The organism is Halorhodospira abdelmalekii, assembly GCF_016583625.1.
GTDB classification, from domain to species: domain Bacteria; phylum Pseudomonadota; class Gammaproteobacteria; order Nitrococcales; family Halorhodospiraceae; genus Halorhodospira; species Halorhodospira abdelmalekii.
In genome coordinates this window covers 1-18640 of sequence record NZ_NRRN01000044.1, presented here as the reverse complement: position 1 = coordinate 18640, position 18640 = coordinate 1, and the positions used below count along the sequence as shown (strand labels likewise).

The following is an 18640-nucleotide window of genomic DNA, read 5'->3' as shown; positions in this document are numbered from 1 at the left end:
GTCCAATATAGGGAGCCATGAAGACGCAGATGAGTCCGCACGTCTCTGGCGATGCCGAAGGGGCCGCGAGCGAAGCCGCGCCCGCCGCCGCAACCGGGGCTGCAACCGGGACCGGAGAGGCCGAAGCAGCGCTTGAGCGCCTGACCCAACGCCTGGATGTCGCGTGTCAACGCCTCGCTCAGACCAGCTCCTTCGCTAAATTCGCCCACAGTAGCCACGTGCTCGATGCAAGCCGCCGCCTGCTCGCTAAACCGGGCGGTGCCGAGCGCCTCTATAAGCGCATCGGCGAACTGACTGCGGCCGGCATCTTCTCCGGCAGCGACTGGGAGGAACCGGAGCACCTCGTACCGACGCTAGCCGCCAACACCCTCAAGCTGAGTCGTGATCATACGCAGATCCTGGAGTGTCTCAGCGAGCTGCGCATGGTGGCGCTTGCTACCGGCGAGTTGACCGACCCCCGCATGGAGCCGGAGGCGGCCCGACAGTTCTTAGCGCGGGTACTCGCCCTCAATCTCCGTCTGATCTTCGGCGCCGCCAGCGAGGCCGAGCGCGTACAACTCGGGCGCAACCTCGAGCTGCTGCAGCACCATCAGCGCTTTATCGCCGAGCGCATCGGCTACGGTGAGGTCATCGAGGAGCTCATCGCCGAGATCTGGCGCATCCTCGCCCAGCGCCCGATCGAGGTCGGCCACGTCAAAGAGATGATCACCAACGTCGCGGCCTACTTAGAGAGCGACGAGCCCGGCGTGACGGCCGCTCGCACCCGCGGTGCTGAGCGCCTGATCAGCGCACTCTACGGCCCAACCCGCGGCTGTCAGGAAGATCCAGGCCTGAGCGTCTACGCCGAGCGGCTGCCGACCATGGACGAACAGGCCCTGCGCAACGAAGCGCTCGGCTTTGGCCGGGCGATGCACGATACCGGCTTGGTCTCGCCCTACCACCCGGTCTTTTTGCGCTACGTTCTCGATAACGGCAACAGCGAACTGCTGCCTGCCGCCTTAGGCTTGAGCAGCACCGGCATCGACGCCCTCGGCTGCTACGCCGAGTTGGTGCATACGCTGATTCGTGAGGCGGTCTGGCCCGAGACCGCGCAAGCGATCTACGGCCTCGCCGGAGTGCTTGAGCGCGGCGTTCTCTACGGCGCCCCGGTCGCTCCGGCGCTGTGGCGGCAGATCAACCTGCCGCTGAGTACCGCAGCGACCGCCCGCCTGCGCCAGCTCCCGCCGGTCGGCGAGACCCTTGAGCCCCGCACGGCCCTACTCGCCGGCGTCCTCTCTCTGCTCGGCCATCCGCGCGGCATGGGTCAAGGCAATAACCCGACCTGTCAGTCGGCACGCGCCCTGGCGCTCTGGTCGAGCAACGACCCCGACTACCTGCTGCAGGTGGTGGCGTGGGCCGCCCGCGACGACGATGTCGTCGCCCACTTCGAGGGGCTGCCGCTCTCCTCAAGCGTCTTGCTCGGACAGTACCCCGAACGCGCCCTCGCCGATGTCGATGCGGTCTCAGCGGTTACCGTCCCTCACCTCGATGCCATCTACCACGAGATGGGGCGACTCTGTGCCAGCCGTGGCGAAGACCCGCACCGCTGGGTCAACCCCGAGCTACACGGCTGGTGGGTCGGCCGCGGCTTCGCTATCGCCGTGAAGGTCAGCAGCGGTGCCATCGTCGAGTTCACCACCTTCGTGCGCCGTTTCTACGGCTGCTACCACCCGCTCTATAACGGCAACACACCGGTTATCCACCCGCAGCCGGCCGGCGTCGCCGTAACCGACTCGACAGGCAGCTTCATCGGTTGGCACGCGATCACCATTGAGCGGGTCGCCGTTGACCCCGAGGGCGTGGTGCGCGTCTACTTTTTTAACCCCAATAACGACAGCACTCAGGATTGGGGAAATGGTGTCTTAGTCTCGACCGAAGGGGCCGGTGAGCGCCACGGCGAATCCTCTCTCCCCTTCCCGCAGTTTGTCTCGCGGCTCTATATCTTCCACTTCGACCCGCGTGAAGCCGTCAGCGACCCCGCCGTGCCCGCAGACGAACTCGACGAGGTCGTGGAGATGGCACGCCATAGCTGGGCCGCCGGGCGCGAGATGAGCCTCTAGCGCGGCGTTGAGTGCAAGCACAGATTGGTCTGATTGCGACTCGAGTCGCAGCTTATCGAGCGTGCTTAATCTCGCCCCTCCCCCCGACCACATCAACCCCATCGATGCGGCACCGGCGCCATCCAGACTGCCCCCTGGCGCGATTTCCTTCACTCCCTGGACTGCTTGACTGCCTTTTCTACGTACGGCATCCTGACCATGACCATTATAGTGTACAGGATCAGCCCTATGGATGCCATTAGCTACACAGCCGCCAGAGCCAATCTAGCAAAAACCATGGAACAGGTCTGTGAAGACCATTCACCTGTGATCATCACCCGGAGCAAGTCGCAGTCTGTAGTAATGATCTCCTTGGAGGACTACGAGGCGCTGCAAGAAACTGCATACCTTCTACGTGCACCAAAGAACGCCCGGCGTTTGCTGGAATCCGTTGTCGAGCTGGAGCAGGGCGGCGGTCAAGAAAAGGAATTTATTGATGAAGATCATCTTCTCTGAGAACGCCTGGGAGGACTACCTGTACTGGCAGAAAACCGACAGAAAGACTCTTACCCGAATCAACGGACTGATCAAAGAGACCAAGCGAAAACCGTTTGAAGGTTTTGGCAAACCAGAGCCCCTCAAACACAGCCTCGCCGGGTACTGGTCTCGCCGGATCAACGAAGAACACCGAATAGTTTACAAAGTCACGGATGACGCTTTGCTTATCGCACAGCTTCGGTATCACTACTGATTTAACGCTCGCATCAGCCCCTTGGCTATGCGGCACCCAGCGCACACCCGGCATTAGCGTCATGTGGTGTGCAGAAACCCAAGGGGCATTACAATCTGTAAGCGGGGGCATGATGACTGAAGTCGCATGCGACCCGAGCGATGTTTGCTAGCGCCCCCCCTGTCTGCAAGCAGCAAGGATCCGCAGCCATGGAGCTGACCTACCATACCGATTACGCTTTGCGCGTACTCATCTACGCCGGGGCTCAGAGCGAGCGCCGCGTGACCATGCGCGAAATCGCTCAGGCTTACAACATCTCACAAGAACACCTGCGCAAGGTGGTCCATCGGCTGGCCCGTCACGGCTACTTGCAGACGACCCAGGGGCGATCCGGCGGCTTGCAGCTGGCGCGTGAACCGACAACGATCCGTGTCGGCGAGGTGGTGCGTCTCATGGAGGAGAGCTTGGAGCTGATCCACTGTGAACGTGGTCCTTGCCCGTTGTGTGGGCGCTGTTCTCTCAAACGAGCGCTAAACAGCGCCCGCGATCAATTCCTCAATCACCTTGATGGCATCACCCTGGAGGAGCTGCTTGCCGATCCGGCGACAGCCGAGCAATTGCGGCGCCTGCCTTTGACCCAAGGCGTAACAGGTCCCGCCGTTGAGGACGGGGCGCAGCGTGGATCATGACTCGCGGTGCGAGACGGCAAAGAAGCACTAGCGACACCGTGACCGCCAAGACCTGAGTAATCACAACTGGATACACCTTGTCAGAGACGTCTGCTGCCCCACCCTGAGGCATAGCACACGCCCATTCGCTTGACCCACTGGCGGTGGCCAGGCACTATTGATGTACAAGATATACATCATATAGAGGAGTGGTGCCCTATGCATTGCGACCAGTGCGAGCAAGTCCGACAGCAGGTGGCCTGCACCCAATCACCCGGGGTCTGTGGTAAGGACGAGGATTGCCACTCGGCACAGCAGCTGTTGCTCTATGGGCTGAAGGGAATGGCGGCGTATGCCCACCACGCCCGTCGCCTCGGTAAGCACGATCCGGAGGTGGCGGCCTTCATGGAGGAGGCGCTGTTCGCCACCATGACGAACGTCAATTTCGATCTCGACTCGCTGCTTGAGCTCTGTCTGCGCTGCGGGCAGATGAACCTACGGGTCATGGAGATGCTCGACGCCGCCCACGTGGAGACCTTTGGTCAGCCACAGCCTGCCACTGTAGCGGAGGGCACCCGGGCGGGTCCGGGCATCCTGGTCAGCGGCCACGACCTGCTCGATCTCTACCACTTACTGCAGCAGGTCGAAGGGACCGATATTCAGGTCTACACCCACGGTGAGATGCTGCCGGCACACATGTACCCGACGCTGCACCAGCACCCTAACCTGGCCGGTCACTACGGCGGGGCGTGGCAGGATCAGAAGCGCGAGTTTAAGGCATTCCCGGGGGCCATCCTGGTCACTACGAACTGCGTTATGCCGCCCGCCGAGCGGTATGCAGAGCGCTTGTTCACCACACGCAGCACCGCGGTCAGCGGCGGCCAGTGCATCACCGACGGTGACTTCACGCCGGTGATCGAGGCGGCGCGTCGCGGCGAGCCGTGTGCCGAGGCGATCACGGGCGAATCGACCGTCGGCTTCCACCACACTGTGCTGCTGCAGAACGCCGGGACACTGCTTGAGGCTTACCAGAACGGCCAGATCAGCCAGTTCTACCTGATCGGCGGCTGTGACGGCGCCCACCGCAGCCGAAACTACTTCGACGACTACGCGGCGGCGACCCCAGCGGACAGCTTTGTGCTGACCCTCGGTTGCGGCAAGTTCCGCATCCGCGACCAGTCGTTCGGCACCCACTTGGGTTTCCCGCGGCTGCTCGATATGGGCCAGTGCAACGACGCCTACGGCGCCATCCAGGTGGCTCTGGGCCTGGCCAAGGCGCTCGACTGCAGTGTCAACGACCTACCGCTGACCCTAGTCATCAGCTGGTTTGAGCAGAAGGCGGTTGCCGTGTTGCTGACGCTGCTTAGCCTCGATGTGCGGGGGATCACCCTCGGCCCCAATCCGCCAGCCTTCATCAGCGACAACCTGTTCCAGGCTCTGGCTGAGCGCTACGACCTGCGACTGACCGGCGACACCCCGCAGTTGGACGCACAGCGGGCGGCCGCCACAGCCTGAACCGCAACCAGTACCACCACGCAACCCGTCCACCTCGAAAAACAGGTGAAGTGATGCTCGAGATCAGCAGTTACATGGATGAGTGCCCAACTAATTGACGCGACATACAAGGACAGCCATTGCACCCGCCAAGGCCCGAGAACCGGCCCATTCTTGAGTGGGCCGCACTAGGGTCGATGTACGCCGTCATCGCGCTCCAACTGGCGCTCCTGGCAGGGGTCGAGGCAGCGCAACCGCTGCTGACCGGGGCCATGCTGTTCGCCGGCGTTGCCAACGCCTTGCGGCTGGCACGCTGGGACGGCGTCCACACGTGGCGCGAGCCGCTGCTGTGGAGCCTGCACCTGAGCTACGCCTTCATGGCACTCGGCCTCATCCTATGGGCCGTGGCCCTGACTGGGGCGTTCGCCGTCGAGCTCGGGCTGCATGTCCTCGCCATTGCCCCTGTCTGCAAGCAGCAAGGACCCGCAGCCATGGAGCTGACCTACCAAAACGCGCCGCAGTGCGTTTTGGTAGAAACACTGGTTACGCCTTCCTTAATTGAGTTCACTGAAGACCTCGGGATGCTGCTCAGCTATACGCAGCAAGGCCAGGGCTGGGCCTTGCGGTTCCCTTCGCCCCTGCTCCCAATCTTGCAAAGTACGCACACTTACCCCCATCAAGGCAGCGAACGCCGACTGTGATAGATTGAGCTTCAACCTGATTTCCTGTGGAGATGAGGGCTCGGAAAGCTGACGCGTCGTAAGCTCGACGTTGCCCTTCTTAAACTCTTTGATCTCATTCAGGCCTTCGAGGATCTCGGCCCCAATATCACGATCACTCATCTTTAATCGCCTCCGCTATCTGCCTCAGAGCATGGCCCAGAATCGTTGAGCGCTCTGACTTTTGGTAAAGCGTCAGCATCCATACTTCGTCGTCCGATTTCTTCCAGTAATAGATCACTCGAACACCACCGCTTTTGCCTGACCCCGAGGGAGCCCAGCGAACTTTCCGAACACCGCCAGATCCCTTGATGACCGCCCCGGCCTCTGGTCTTTGCATCAGCAGCGACTGCAAGGCCCGATACTCATCGTCCGTGAGATACTTTGGCAAAAGCTTGCTAAAAGTACTGGTTTCTATGAAAAGCATCCCCCAATGATACGGCATTGCCGTATGCAGGCGCAATCTTACTCGGCGGTGGAGAGACATAATCAAAGCGGGTCGTGCGCTGGATCTCGCTGATGCGGCCATTGAATCACTCCACCAGCGACGACCGTCCGGCTGATTTCACATCGTGCCATCCAAACGCCCTGATCCAAACGCCCTCGCCGTTACATCACACTGGCGCCGGTGCGACGTTTGACGGTTTCACCAGCGGCTCGACGCCATCCGGATTCTGTATTGCGCAGCACTCGCAACGACGGCTTGCCAGGCGGAGGGCATGCGCAGGGAAGACGACAATATAGCGTCGACAAACTGCTTAAACGACGTTATAGTATCGTAATGAAGGCGAGAAACGTCACCCTCGGCCCCAAGGCATCTCACGCCCTGCGTCTCTTCGCCGGACTGATCGAAGAGGGAAGGCTACGCAAGGGATGGACACGAGACGAGTTCGCCGAGCGGGTTGGCGTCGGCATCGTCACAATCCGTCAGGTCGCCAAGGGCTCCTCCCGAGTGGCGATCGGAACTTACTTCGAAGCCGCGGCGCTGGTTGGTGTATCGCTCTTTACCGATGACCTGGACACACTGAAACGCGAACAGACAACCCAGCAGGAACGATTGACGTTGCTCCCTAAGCGGGCGCACCGTCAGCCTCAAGAACCCCTAGATGATGACTTCTGATCGGCGTGCCTACGTCTGGATCTGGCTTCCCGGGCTGACATCCCCCGTCGCCGCCGGTCTCATCGAGCGCAATGACCAGGACCGCTATCGCTTTACCTATGGCCGTCGCTACCTAGCACGCCCTGATGCGATCACTCTCTTCCCCCAGCTTATGGGGCAGGCAATTTCTGAATCCGCTTGCGCTGGAGGGGGTTACTAAACTTTGCGTAAGTAAAGCCAGTCGCATGAGCTAGCTTGTGCGCTGATGGTGGTGCATAGGGGCTGGCTTCACTTTTGGGAACCTTAGTATATCAGGGCATGAGGTTGGACCGAGGTCGGGCCTAGCGGGCGCTGCAGTGCAGCCCACACTCTTTTTGCTCCGGTGCCTCCCACCACCAGCGTCCGGCGCGCAGATCTTCGCCGACGGTGACTGCGCGCGTGCAGGGGGCGCAGCCGATGCTGCGATAGCCGTACTCGTAGAGCGTGTTATAGGGCAGATCGTGGCTGTGAATGTAGCGCCAAATATCGCCTTCGCGCCAGGCCGCCAGCGGGTTGAATTTGGTGAGCTGATGGGCTTCGTCGAACGCCTTCAGCGGCAACTGTTCGCGGGTGACTGCCTGCTCCCGCCGCATGCCGGTCAACCACGCGCGCTGCCCGTGCAGCGCCCGCTGCAGCGGGAGGACCTTACGCGCATGGCAGCACGCCTGACGCGCCTCGACACTCGAATAGAAGCCGTTGATGCCGTAGCCTTCAACATAGCGCTCCACCGCATCTGCTGGTGGGTAGAACGTGCAGATCACCGGCCCGTAGCGCGCCCTGATGCGCTGATGAAGCTCGTACGTCTCAGCGTGCAGACGCCCGGTATCGATCGAGAAGATCGTAATCCGCGGGGTGTAGCGCTGAATCAGATCGAGCAGCACCATGTCCTCGGCACTCAGGCTGGTGGCGAAGGTTGCAGGCAGATAGTCGGCCTCGATCTGGCGCAGCGTCGCGGTGGTCTCCCCGATCAACTGCGCGAAATGCTGCTCATCGCTCACACGCTCCCCCTGTGTCCAGAGTGACCCCCCACGTTGCGGATGGTGCAAATGTTGCGAATGGTGCAAATGCGTTTGATGGTGCCGGTCATGGTGCTGGTGCCGACGAATCGCTGCATGGCTCATCTCTACCTCCGTTAATAAATCGATCACTCAACCGTTTGCCCCGAAAGCGGGGAATGCATCGACTCCAGCGCCTTTTCCAACGCGGTGCATACTTCCCGGCGCGCCTCGTTGGTGCGCGCTCGACTCATCTGGGCAATGACCTCTGGGGTAATGTGTGGGGCAAAGAGGCGAATAAACTCATACATGAAGCTGCGCAGGTGGGTGCCACGCCGTATGCCCAAATTTGTGGTGCTCGGAGAGAAGAGGTGTCCAGCATCCAAGGCGATCAAACCGTGATCCTGGTCCGGATCGAAGGACATCTTGGCGATAATCCCCACCCCAAGCCCGAGCCGCACGTAGGTCTTGATGACCTCGGCGTCGGTCGCTGTAAAGACCACATTGGGTCTCAGCCCCGCCGCCTGAAACGCCTCGTCGAGGCGCGAGCGCCCCGTAAAGCCGAAGAGATACGTCACCAGCGGGTACGCGCTAAGCGCCTCCAAGGTCAGCGGCTGACTCTCAGCCAAGGGGTGGTTGTGAGGCACCACCACGCACCGATTCCAGCGGTAGCAAGGAATCATGACCAGATCCTCGAAGTGCTCGATCCCCTCGGTCGCAATCGCCAAATCGACCTGGCCCCGAGCCGCGAGCTCAGCGATTTGCAGCGGGGTCCCCTGATGCATCTGCAGCGTCACCCCCGGATAGCGCTCGCGAAATTTACGGATCACCGCCGGCAGGGCGTGCTTCGCTTGCGTCTGCGTGGTGGCAATGGCCAGCTGACCCTGCTCCTGAGAGGCGTGATCGGCGGCGATCGCCCGGATATTGCGCTCCTCTTCGAGCAGGCGGGCAATCGCCTCAAGGATCATCTCACCCGCCGGCGTCAACTGCGCGAGCGACTTCCCGCTGCGGATAAAGATCTCGACCCCAAGCTCGTCCTCAAGCATCCGAATCTGCTTGCTGATACCGGATTGCGAGGTATAGAGCGCATCAGCCGCCGCTGAGATATTCAGACCGTGGCGGACGATTTCGTGGATGTAGCGGAGCTGCTTGAGACGCATCGACGCTCTCCTAGTGACTGGGGCAGATCGAGTGGGTCTGGTCGTCGCCCCGGTGGATCAGATTGACCCGTTGGGTCCGATTGAGCCGGTTGGCCCGGTTGGCCCTGCTGTGCACTCTCACCGGCCTGCAGTGCGCAGCGAAAGGGGCCCGTGCCCAGCCTCGCTACGGCTGCCGAAAACGACTCCTGCGGCGAGTGGCGCAATTCCAGATAGCGGTCGACCAAGGCCTCGACGACAGCCGGCACGCGAGCTTCCGAAACCGCCGGTCCGAGCACTTCACCCAAGCGCAAGTCACCGTTCGATTTGCCTCCGATCAATATCTGGAACCACGCCTCACCCTGCTTATCGACCCCGCGCAACCCAATCTCGCTGATGGAGTGGAGAGCACAGCCGTTCATGCAGCCGGAGATACTGAGCCGCGCGCTGCCCAGCGCCTCCGCCTTTGCCGGGCACGCCTGCAGGCGCTGCTGAAGGGCGTGGGCCACCGCAGCCGTCGGCGCATTCGCCAGCTCACACCGCGCCTTGCCCGGGCAAGCGAGCGGATCTGCCACGGTACCGACGATCGGCTCGGCCAACCCCATGCCGTGCAGCACTCGCCAGACCCCATAGAGGCGATCAAGCGGCACATGGGGTAGCACCCAGTGCTGCTGCTGGGTGCAGCGCAGCTCACCCCCATTGATCGACTCGGCGAGCCACGCCAGCCGCTCCATCTCCACACTGCTGACGTTACCGGGGGTCTGATGGCCTCGCCCACGTAGGCAGATCGTCACCGCGCGCAGCGCCGGCTGCCGCTGCGGCTCGCTGTTCCAGTTGAGCCAGCGCGCAAACTCGGGATTGTCGGCCACTTGCGCCGCCAACAGCGCCTCGGGACTGTCGTCCTCTGCCGCGGCCTCGGCGGCAGCGGCAAAGGCAGTAACAGAGCCATTAACAGAGGCAGCACCAACCGCAACCTCGGCATCTGCAGCAGGGTGCAGGAGCGGTTGAGGGCGACGACCCGATCGAGAATTGCGACCATCGCGACCATCATCGAGGGGCGGCACCAGCTCGGAGAGCGCCCCAGCGTAACGCCGCGCATCGACGATCAGCGCCTCGGTCTCTCGCCCTGTCATGTCGCCCAGTTCCTTCTCAATCGCCGTGCGAATCGACTCGACACCATGCTCGTTGACGAAGAACTTCAGCCGCGCCTTTCGTTTGTCATGGCGCGGCGCATCGCGGTTATAGAGGCGTAGCAGCGCCTCCAGATAGAGCAGCAATTGCGCACCAGGCAATTCATCGTAGAGCAGCTGCGCCAACTGCGGTTTGCGCCCCAGTCCGCCGCCAACCCAGAGGGCAAAGCGCGCTTGCTCGGCTCGCCCGACAGTCAGGCGCAAGCCGATGTCGTGGGCACGCACAGCGATGCGCTCGTGCCGACTCGCACTGATGGCGACCTTCAGTTTGCGCGGCAGATTGGAGAGCCCCGGGTGGAGCGTCGACCAGCGCTGCAACAGCAGACTCCACGGGCGTGGATCGTCGACCTCGTCGGTGGCGAGGCCGGCGAGCGGCTCAATCGTAATCGCGCGAATGCACGGGCCACTGGTCTGCACGGTGTAGAGACCACTTACGGTAAGCGCCCCAAGCAGATCCGAAACCTCATCGAGCTGCAGATCATAGATTTGGATGTTTTGTCGCGTTGTCAGGTGGGCGTATCCGTCGGCGTAACGTTGCTGCAGCGCAGCGAGCCGCCGCAGCTGCGCCGAACGCAACACACCGTCGGGGATAGCAATCCGCAGCATCCAATGGCCGTTTTGGCAAAACAAGCCATTGCGCAGGCGCAGCGCAGTAAAGGTCGCCTCGTCCAACTTCCCCGCCAAGTAGTCTCCGATCGCCTGGCGGAAGTCCTCGACACTGCGTTGAACTCGGTCGTGCTGGTGCTGAAGGAGTGGCTTTTGCTTCGTAAGCGCCTGTTGCTGCAGGAGCGGCCGTTGCTGCGGGAGCGACTGTGACATAACCCAGACCACGTTTGCGATTGACGTAAGTCAAGGGTACAGCCCTGCCCTTATGGCGGGAAGTGCTATTTTTTCATTTCGTTATTCCTGAGAGGAATAACTAGGGCACGGGGGACAACTTGGACATAGGGGACAGATTTGAAATCTGTCCCCGCACCGTCCCCACACCGTCCCTGGGGGCAGATTTCAAATCTGTCCCCACCCCCCCCGTCCCCGCAACAACCGGACTCCGTCAGCGACCCACATCATCGGACGGTCATCTTAGCGAAACATTTCCTCCATCTGGCGTTGCCACAATAGGCCACCGAGACATTCGCCGCAGAACCGCCAAATACTTTCTTGCTCAGGCGCTTAATGCGGCCACCCACCCTCCCCCCACAAGCGCTCGCCGATTCGGCAAGCAAGATGAAGCGGAGCAAAATAATGAAACGATTTGCAAGCAGCGCTGCTGCAGTTGCTATGACCTGCCTAGCCGCGCCCGCGCTCGCGCTCGCTGGTCCCTGCCCGGATAGACTGCGTTTCGCCGACACCGGCATCGAAGGAATGGAAGAGATGGTGCGCGCCTTTGGCCCCTTCGGTAGTGCCTTAGGCGAAGCCGTCGGCTCGCAGATTCAGTTCTTCCCGGTCAGTGATCGGACGGCAGCGGTCAACGCCTTACAATTCGGGCAGGTCGATATCATCTTAGCGGGTCCCTCCGAGTACGCCGTAATGCGTGCGCGGCAAGATGTGCGCAAAATGGTTGGCATTGAGCGTGCCGAGTACGGCTCTGCCTTCGTTGTGCACGCCGACAGCGACATTCACAGCATTGAAGATCTGCGCGGCAAGCGCATCGCCCTGAAGGACGCTGGCTCCACCACCGGCCATATCATTCCGTCGTGGATGTTGGTGCAGGCCGGTTTCGATCTGGATCGCGACGTCAGAACCCTGCTGCTCGATGGCGCCCGCTTCGAGGCGCTCATCAACCGCGACGTTGATGCCATGGGCAGCGGTGTGCGCGACGTCGCCCGCCTGAAGCAGCGTGATCCGAACGGGTCGTACCGGGTCATCGCCGTAAGCGACACCATGCCCCGCGATATTTTTGTCGCCCGTGGCAGCTTGGATCAAGCCTGCATCGATCACGTGAGCGCCCAGATCATGGCCAACGCCGAGAGTCTGATGGACGCCATCCTCGGGCCGGGCGAGCGTGACAAATACCTGGAGGCGCGTTTTGTCGACGATCTCACCGAAGAGGAGTTCGACATCATCACCGATGCCTACCGTCTCGTAGGCCTACCACTGAACTGACACAGCAACTAGGCAGCCAGTCGCTACCCCCCCGCAGAGTTCTCGCCATGTTCTACGCGCCGCCGCGTATTACAAGGTGGTTCAGATGCGGGGGCTTTAGTGATGGCGGAAAGTTCGTAGTGGCAGTCGTCGAGGGTCCGGTTCGATCCGCCGGTACCCACCCACGCAAAGAGAACCAAAGAGAACCAGAGCCCCAGAGACTACCCCGAGACCACATTGAGGTCGCGGGTTTTCTCTGCGTGGGAGACTGCGTGGAAGACATAGAGTGCCGCGTAGCACACACGCGCTGCGAAGGAGTGAGGAATAATGAAAGCACCCATTAGCGTCGCCGGTGTCCACAAACACTTTGGCAACATCCACGTCCTCAGGGGGCTCGACTTCACCACCCGGGAGGGCGAAGGGACCGTGCTGTTGGGCGCCAACGGCTGCGGTAAGTCGACCTTAATGCGTTGCCTAATCGGCTTGGAGCGAGTCGATGCCGGCACGCTCAAAGTTGCCGGCACCCCGATCGACAAGGCCCGCGGTCGCCTCTTGCGCAAGACCAGGAGCCGTGTCGGCATGGTCTTTCAGCGTTTTAATTTGGTCAACAACGTCAGTGTCTTTCAAAACGTCCTGTATGGTGCCCTGGGCCGCCACCCGCTCGGCCTGTTGCGCGTCGCCAAACCCCTCGCCCCGCGTAGCGAGCGGGACCGCGCCATGCACTGCTTGGCCCGGGTGGGACTGGCGGATAAGGCCAACCAGCGCGCCGACACACTCTCTGGGGGACAGCAGCAGCGTGTGGCGATCGCTCGTTTGCTGATGCAAGACCCGGAGATCGTCCTTGCCGATGAGCCAATTGCCAGCCTTGACCCGCGCGCCGGTCGCGAAGTCATGGAGCTACTCTGGGAGGTGGTCCGCGAACGCGGCATGACCGTACTCTGCACCCTGCATCAGCTGGATATCGCACTGGAGTACGGCGATCACATTCTGGGCATGAAGGCCGGCACGATCCAGGTCGATGCCCCCGCCCGGGAATTGACTGCTGATCAACTCCAATCGCTCTACCAAGGTGCAGTGAGGGTCGACGGTCAGCAGCCTGTCACACGCAGCGAGCACGAAACCGCTGCCCCCCTGTCAGCGGCCACCTACTCGTCCAATCGCGAGGGCGCCCCAGCATGACCCGCGATGAATGGAAGATTGAGCCAAAAGTGGCCGTCTACACCCCTCCGCGCCTCTCCTCGCCCTCGGTCTTTACTTGGGTGATTCTAGTCGGATTCGCGGCCTTCTTTATTCAGGGCTTTTTGTCTGCCGATATCAGCATGGCGCGCCTGACCCAGGGCGTTGGTAATCTAGGCTCCTTCTTTGCTCAAGCCTGGCCGCCCGATACCAGTCGATTGATGCCCATCGCACGCGCCATGCTGGAGACGGTCAACATGGCTCTAGTGGGGGTCACCTTCGGGGTCATACTGAGCATCCCCTTTGCCCTGCTCTGCTCCGTCAATACCGCCCCAAACCTGATCGTGCGGTGGATCGCGCGCATGATCGTGGCGACACTGCGGACAATCCCCGACTTGATTTGGGCGCTGATCTTCGTAGTCGCGGTCGGCCTCGGCCCGTTGGCCGGAATCTTAGCCATCATCATGGACACCATCGGCTTCTGCGCCCGCTTCTTTTCTGAGCGCTTTGAGGAGATCGCCAAGGGGCCGTCGGAGGCACTCAGCGCAACCGGGGCCGGGAAACTCTCAGTCATCTTCGGTGCCATCATCCCCGAGGCTCTGGCCTCGCTGACTGCTACCAGTCTCTTTGGTGTGGAGAAGGCCATCCGCTCCGCCGTAGTGCTCGGGCTGGTCGGGGCTGGCGGCATCGGCGTGGAGCTCTCGACCTCCATGCGCATGTTCCGCTACGACCAAGCACTGACCATTATTCTGGTCATCCTCGTGGTGGTCATTGCCTTCGAGCAGGTCTCATCAGCAATCCGCAAACGCGTCATCTGAAACGACGGAGAGGGGGTAAAAGGTGCAGAACGCCGCAGAAGCCACCGAGCAGATTGAGACGATTCTTCGCACCGAGTCGTTGACCCCGCTCTTTCAACCGATCGTCGATACCCGTCGGCGCAAAATCTACGGCTACGAGGCACTCATCCGCGGGCCTTCGGCCTCCTCCCTCTACGCCCCTTTTAACCTCTTCCGGGCGGCGACGCTGAGTGGCCACTTGGTTGAAATCGACCACTTGGCCCGCCGCTTGGCCATTCGTCGATTCACGCGGCTGGGCCTAGAGGGACAGCTCTTTCTGAACGTCATGCCCCAGACCCTCTTGCAGGAGGATTTTCAGGGCGGGGTCACGCTCGCAGCGCTCCGCGAGGAGGGGCTTGATCCGCGGCGGGTCGTCATTGAGGTCACAGAACACTGTCCGATCGACGACTACGACCTAATCCGCAACGCCCTGCAGCACTATCGCGAGATGGGCTTTCTGGTGGCCCTCGACGATCTCGGCGACGGCTCCGCCGGACTCCGCCACTGGGCTGAGCTGAGCCCCGACTTCGTCAAGATCTCCCGCCACTTCTGCGAACAGATCGAGCGCGATCCGACCAAACGGAAGTTTGTCGGATTTCTGCTGGAAGTCTCGCGCAGTCTCGGCTGCGAAGTCATTGTCGAGGGCGTTGAGCGCGTCGAGGAGTACCGCTGCTTATGGAGCCTGAACAGCCACATTTTGCAGGGGTACTACTTCGCTCACCCCATGGAGAACCCGCCTCGCTCTATCGAGCATCTGCTATTGCCCGAGAGCGCGCCGCGCCCCTCCTCCGATCCTGCAAGGACCGCGATGGCCATCTACCGGCCTCAGGAGCCCATCGCTGCTGACGCCTCCCTCTCGGAGCTATCACAGCGACTCAGTCAACTCAACGGCCTGCGTTCGATTGCGGTGACCCAGGACGACAACACCCCCATTGGCATCGTGCACCGCGACGATCTGCTGGCGATCTTCTCCAACCCATACGCCCACTCACTCTACGGGCGCCGTAAAGTTGAGGCCTTTGTGCGCAAAGACGCACTCATTGTCAGCGAGGAGACCCCGCTGGAGACCCTGAGCCGTCAACTCACCGACTGCTCGTCATGCAGCCGGCAGGACTTTCTGGTCGTCGACGCGGCAGGACACTACCGAGGCATGGCCAGCATCGTCGACCTGCTCCGCGAGATGACAGCAATGCAGGTCAAGAACGCCCGTCAGGCCAACCCACTCAGCGGCCTGCCGGGGAACTTGCTAATCAACGAAACGCTCGCCAAGTCGCTAGCGCAAGAACGACCCTTTGTGGCCGTTTACTGCGACCTAGACAATTTTAAGCCGTACAACGACCACTACGGCCACGCCCGCGGCGACGAAGTCATCGTCGCATTGGCCGATATTCTTCGCCGAGAGATCGAAGGGCCCGAAGACTTTATCGGGCACGTCGGCGGCGACGACTTCATGCTGGCACTATTCGACCTCGACCGCTGGCGCGGTATGTGCGAACGCACGCTAACGACCTTCGAGCAGCTGGCACCGACCTTCTACGATGAGGCGGATCGCCAAGCGGGTGGCATCAGCGGAGTCGATCGTCAAGGCAACCACTCCTTCTTCCCCCTGGTCTCCATAACGATGGCCGCCCTGCCGATCTCTCCGGGCTGCCACCGGAGTCCTCACGAGCTCTCGTCGATCCTCTCGGAGATCAAGCACAAGGCCAAATTGCAGCCGGGTAATACCCTCTTCGTCGACCGCCGCAGCTACACAGTACCAGGGACAGATTTGCAATCTGTCCCCAATGCCGGCCCCCACAACTACAGCGGCGGTTCAAAAGGCCACGCCGAAGACGTCAGCGGGGTCAAAGAGAGCGGTGCTGCTTGCCTTTTGCCAGAACGCGGGAGATGATGATTGGGCGGCGCCCAAGGGGAGGGGGGCCAGGTCTAAATCTGCCACCCCCTGTCACCCCCGTCACCCCTGGCACGCATGCCGCTTCGCGGCCTTACGGCCTCGACAAGGGAACAGACTTTACTGCCCTGCCCCCCTTCAACTGAGGAGGCACTATGGAACTCCTACCCGTTGCCTTGATCATCGGCCTGCTGCTGATCATGGTCATCTACTCGGTCTCCATTTACAACAAGCTGGTCTCCTACCGAACGCAGTACGAAAATGCCTTCGCTCAGATCGATGTACAGCTGAAACGGCGTCTCGACTTGATCCCCAATCTCGTCGAAGTCGCACGCAAGTACATGGAGCACGAGAAAGAGACCCTGCTGGCGGTCACCCGGGCGCGCTCGGAGATGGCCACCGCTCTTGAGGAGGCTCAACGGGCTCCGGGCAACGCTGACGTGATGAAAAAGCTCGCGGCGGCCGAGGGCACTCTGCAAAGCGCGATGGCCGGCTTTAACCTCCGGGTCGAGGCCTACCCCGATCTCAAAGCCTCAGAAAACATGAAGCAGCTCAGCGAAGAGCTCGTCTCCACCGAGAACCGGGTTGCCTACGCGCGCCAGGGCTATAACGACCTGGTGCAAAAGTACAACGAGTACCGCCGCAGCTTCCCGCCGGTGCTCTTTGCCTCAATGTTCGGCCATCCCGAGGACGCCACTTTGCTGGAGTTCGCCGAGAGCCGCGAGACCTTGAACGAGGCCCCGCAAGTGAATTTCTAGGCTCTCGCTAGAGATCGATCCATTTCAGGGGCAACCCGGGGAGGAGCAAGACGTGGACTTCCGTGAGCATCAAGATTTGGCCCGCCGAATCAGTCGGCGAATCTGGGTTGCCTACTTCCTCTTGCTGCTGCTGACCGCCGCGGCGATCTCTCTGGTGATCAGCGTGCTGCTCTTCTTCGGCACAAGCGGCAGCGGTGTCAGCGCAACAGCGCCTCCTCCCGGCTTGTGGCAGACGACGGTAGAGACGTTCCGGTACATCTTCACCAGCCCTGAGGGGCTGATGGTCTTGATCGGCGTCGGACTCATCGCTGTGCTGATCATGGGCGTCTCGACTGTCGTCGGCTTTTTCCGCAACAGCAACGGCCACGACGTTGCCCGCCACTTCGGCGGTCGTCTCATCAGCGCCGGCGATCCGAGCTTGAGCCTCAAGGAGCAACAAGCGCTCAATATTGTTGACGAGTTGTCGCTGGCCGCCAACCACCCGCCGCCTGCCCTTTACGTCCTCCCCGAACCGGCAATCAACGCCTTCGCGGCCGGAAGGGATCGCGAGCACGCCGTAGTCGCCGTCACCGAGGGGGCACTGTCCCACTTCGACCGCGATCAGCTTGCCGGCGTCATTGCCCATGAGCTCGCGCACGTCGCCAACGAAGACATCAAGATCAATATCCGCCTCGCTGCCTTCGTGATGGGCTTCACGGTACTCTTCTTTGCCGCCCGGATGCTCTTCAGAAGTGCCCTCTACGGACGAGGCAACCCGCGCGCCAAGCTCGTTATACTCGTCTTTGCCATCGCTCTGGCCCTCATCGGCTCCATCTCGGTGCTCTCCGGGCGCATTCTGCAAGCGATGATGTCGCGCCAGCGCGAATATCTAGCCGACGCCTCTGCCGTTCAATTCACTCGCCATCCTAAAGGGATCGCCAGCGCCCTGCGGGTCATCCGTGACGGCGGTCGGCCAACCGACATCCAGCACCCCGAAGCGGCCGAACACAGCCACGCCTTTTTGTTCAAGGTCAACAACAGCATCTTCGACACCCATCCACCGCTTGAGGAGCGCATCCAACGATTAGAAAACCGCCGCGACTACGCAGCCCAGGCGGCCTGAGCTTTTTCAGGGAGTCACGGAGGAAAATAGCCAATGCGCGGGCGGAGAAAGAACCGGTTTGTCTCGGTTCCAGATTGCCGCCGAATCGCCGCCGGATCACCGCCGAATCGCCGCTAGTTCACCACCGGATAACCACCGAATAACCGATTCGAACTCGCTATGGACCGCCCCGACGATCGCCGCATCGCCCACCTCGATATGGACGCCTTTTTCGCCTCCGTGGAGCTGCTGCACCACCCCGAACTGCGCGGGCAAGCGCTAGTCATCGGCGGGCGGAGAGCAGCGACCTCGTCGGCAGGCGATTATCGGCGGCTGCGCGACTACTCTGGTCGAGGGGTGGTCACCACGGCGACCTACGAGGCGCGGACGCTGGGGGTCAGTTCGGGCATGGGGCTTATGAAAGCAGCGCAGCGGGCGCCCAACGCCATCCTGCTGCCACCCAATTTCGATGCCTACCGCGACTACTCACGTCGCTTCAAGGCAGCGGTCGCGACCATCTCTGCACACATTGAAGACCTAGGGAAACGCTGAAGTAATCGGGCTTTCGGCGTGGAAAGCCGAAGATTACAGCATCGATTGATTTTTGTTCAGGTGCTGGACGTCAATTTTCCGATTTTGGGCCAAAACGGGCTTATTTTCGTGTGGTG

General features: G+C 61.5%; 19 protein-coding genes and 1 pseudogene. 15 read left to right on the top strand and 5 right to left on the bottom strand.

Features of this window, described 5'->3' with window-relative positions; genetic code table 11:
* Nucleotides 1-17 precede the first annotated feature (17 nt).
* From CKO15_RS10615 to CKO15_RS14170, 6 genes and pseudogenes are all read left to right on the top strand, one after another.
* Complete coding sequence (locus CKO15_RS10615) at nucleotides 18-2099, top strand: hypothetical protein (protein WP_242464730.1); 2082 nt, start codon at nucleotides 18-20, stop codon at nucleotides 2097-2099.
* Between the two features lie 228 nt (nucleotides 2100-2327).
* Complete coding sequence (locus CKO15_RS10610; protein ID WP_200195987.1) at nucleotides 2328-2594, top strand: type II toxin-antitoxin system Phd/YefM family antitoxin; 267 nt, start codon at nucleotides 2328-2330, stop codon at nucleotides 2592-2594.
* A complete protein-coding gene (locus tag CKO15_RS10605; RefSeq protein WP_200195985.1) occupies nucleotides 2575-2829 on the top strand; it encodes a Txe/YoeB family addiction module toxin in 255 nt (84 codons plus the stop codon). The genes CKO15_RS10610 and CKO15_RS10605 overlap by 20 nt, the downstream gene beginning before the upstream one ends.
* 188 nt (nucleotides 2830-3017) lie before the next feature.
* Complete coding sequence (locus CKO15_RS10600; RefSeq protein WP_200195983.1) at nucleotides 3018-3497, top strand: RrF2 family transcriptional regulator; 480 nt, start codon at nucleotides 3018-3020, stop codon at nucleotides 3495-3497.
* A gap of 198 nt (nucleotides 3498-3695) precedes the next feature.
* A complete protein-coding gene (gene hcp / locus CKO15_RS10595) occupies nucleotides 3696-4991 on the top strand; it encodes a hydroxylamine reductase (RefSeq protein ID WP_200195982.1) in 1296 nt (431 codons plus the stop codon).
* 119 nt (nucleotides 4992-5110) lie between these two features.
* Nucleotides 5111-5416 (top strand): annotated as a pseudogene (locus CKO15_RS14170) (NnrS family protein); the annotation flags it as partial.
* Between the two features lie 108 nt (nucleotides 5417-5524).
* On the opposite strand, the gene CKO15_RS10590 reads toward CKO15_RS14170, so the two are convergent.
* Both CKO15_RS10590 and CKO15_RS10585 read right to left on the bottom strand, forming a co-directional pair.
* The gene (locus CKO15_RS10590) at nucleotides 5525-5812 is read right to left on the bottom strand and encodes a helix-turn-helix domain-containing protein (RefSeq protein WP_200195980.1); all 288 of its coding nucleotides are present in this window, start codon (nucleotides 5810-5812) and stop codon (nucleotides 5525-5527) included.
* Nucleotides 5805-6218, bottom strand: a complete 414-nt coding sequence (locus CKO15_RS10585; RefSeq protein WP_242464729.1) for a type II toxin-antitoxin system RelE/ParE family toxin — start codon at nucleotides 6216-6218, stop codon at nucleotides 5805-5807. Before CKO15_RS10585 ends, CKO15_RS10590 begins: the two co-directional genes overlap by 8 nt.
* Before the next feature lie 252 nt (nucleotides 6219-6470).
* Between CKO15_RS10585 and CKO15_RS10580 the strand changes: the two genes are divergently transcribed.
* Both CKO15_RS10580 and CKO15_RS10575 read left to right on the top strand, forming a co-directional pair.
* On the top strand, nucleotides 6471-6809 hold the full coding sequence (locus tag CKO15_RS10580; protein WP_200195978.1) for a helix-turn-helix domain-containing protein: 339 nt from the start codon (nucleotides 6471-6473) through the stop codon (nucleotides 6807-6809).
* A complete protein-coding gene (locus CKO15_RS10575) occupies nucleotides 6796-7008 on the top strand; it encodes a hypothetical protein (RefSeq protein ID WP_200195976.1) in 213 nt (70 codons plus the stop codon). Before CKO15_RS10580 ends, CKO15_RS10575 begins: the two co-directional genes overlap by 14 nt.
* 121 nt (nucleotides 7009-7129) lie before the next feature.
* On the opposite strand, the gene CKO15_RS10570 is transcribed toward CKO15_RS10575, so the two are convergent.
* The 3 genes from CKO15_RS10570 to CKO15_RS10560 all read right to left on the bottom strand — a co-directional run bounded on the left by CKO15_RS10570 (nucleotide 7130) and on the right by CKO15_RS10560 (nucleotide 10967).
* A complete protein-coding gene (locus CKO15_RS10570; RefSeq protein ID WP_338036048.1) occupies nucleotides 7130-7825 on the bottom strand; it encodes a phosphoadenylyl-sulfate reductase in 696 nt (231 codons plus the stop codon).
* A 146-nt stretch (nucleotides 7826-7971) separates the two neighbouring features.
* Complete coding sequence (cysB, locus tag CKO15_RS10565) at nucleotides 7972-8982, bottom strand: HTH-type transcriptional regulator CysB (RefSeq protein WP_200195971.1); 1011 nt, start codon at nucleotides 8980-8982, stop codon at nucleotides 7972-7974.
* A complete protein-coding gene (locus CKO15_RS10560; RefSeq protein ID WP_200195964.1) occupies nucleotides 8931-10967 on the bottom strand; it encodes a nitrite/sulfite reductase in 2037 nt (678 codons plus the stop codon). Before CKO15_RS10560 ends, cysB begins: the two co-directional genes overlap by 52 nt.
* Nucleotides 10968-11390: 423 nt before the next feature.
* On the opposite strand from CKO15_RS10560, the gene CKO15_RS10555 reads away from it, so the two are divergent.
* The 7 genes from CKO15_RS10555 to CKO15_RS10525 all read left to right on the top strand — a co-directional run bounded on the left by CKO15_RS10555 (nucleotide 11391) and on the right by CKO15_RS10525 (nucleotide 18524).
* The gene (locus CKO15_RS10555; RefSeq protein ID WP_242464728.1) at nucleotides 11391-12251 is read left to right on the top strand and encodes a phosphate/phosphite/phosphonate ABC transporter substrate-binding protein; all 861 of its coding nucleotides are present in this window, start codon (nucleotides 11391-11393) and stop codon (nucleotides 12249-12251) included.
* Nucleotides 12252-12557: 306 nt separating this feature from the next.
* A complete protein-coding gene (locus CKO15_RS10550; RefSeq protein ID WP_200195962.1) occupies nucleotides 12558-13409 on the top strand; it encodes a phosphonate ABC transporter ATP-binding protein in 852 nt (283 codons plus the stop codon).
* A complete protein-coding gene (phnE, locus tag CKO15_RS10545) occupies nucleotides 13406-14224 on the top strand; it encodes a phosphonate ABC transporter, permease protein PhnE (RefSeq protein ID WP_200195960.1) in 819 nt (272 codons plus the stop codon). Before CKO15_RS10550 ends, phnE begins: the two co-directional genes overlap by 4 nt.
* Nucleotides 14225-14246: 22 nt before the next feature.
* A complete protein-coding gene (locus tag CKO15_RS14535; protein ID WP_200195958.1) occupies nucleotides 14247-16133 on the top strand; it encodes an EAL domain-containing protein in 1887 nt (628 codons plus the stop codon).
* Between the two features lie 155 nt (nucleotides 16134-16288).
* Nucleotides 16289-16891: a LemA family protein gene (locus CKO15_RS10535; protein WP_200195956.1), complete on the top strand. Its 603-nt coding sequence runs from the start codon at nucleotides 16289-16291 to the stop codon at nucleotides 16889-16891.
* Between the two features lie 52 nt (nucleotides 16892-16943).
* Nucleotides 16944-17993: a M48 family metalloprotease gene (locus CKO15_RS10530; RefSeq protein WP_200195954.1), complete on the top strand. Its 1050-nt coding sequence runs from the start codon at nucleotides 16944-16946 to the stop codon at nucleotides 17991-17993.
* A 159-nt stretch (nucleotides 17994-18152) separates the two neighbouring features.
* Nucleotides 18153-18524, top strand: a complete 372-nt coding sequence (locus CKO15_RS10525) for a DNA polymerase Y family protein (RefSeq protein WP_420842140.1) — start codon at nucleotides 18153-18155, stop codon at nucleotides 18522-18524.
* Nucleotides 18525-18640: the final 116 nt, after the last annotated feature.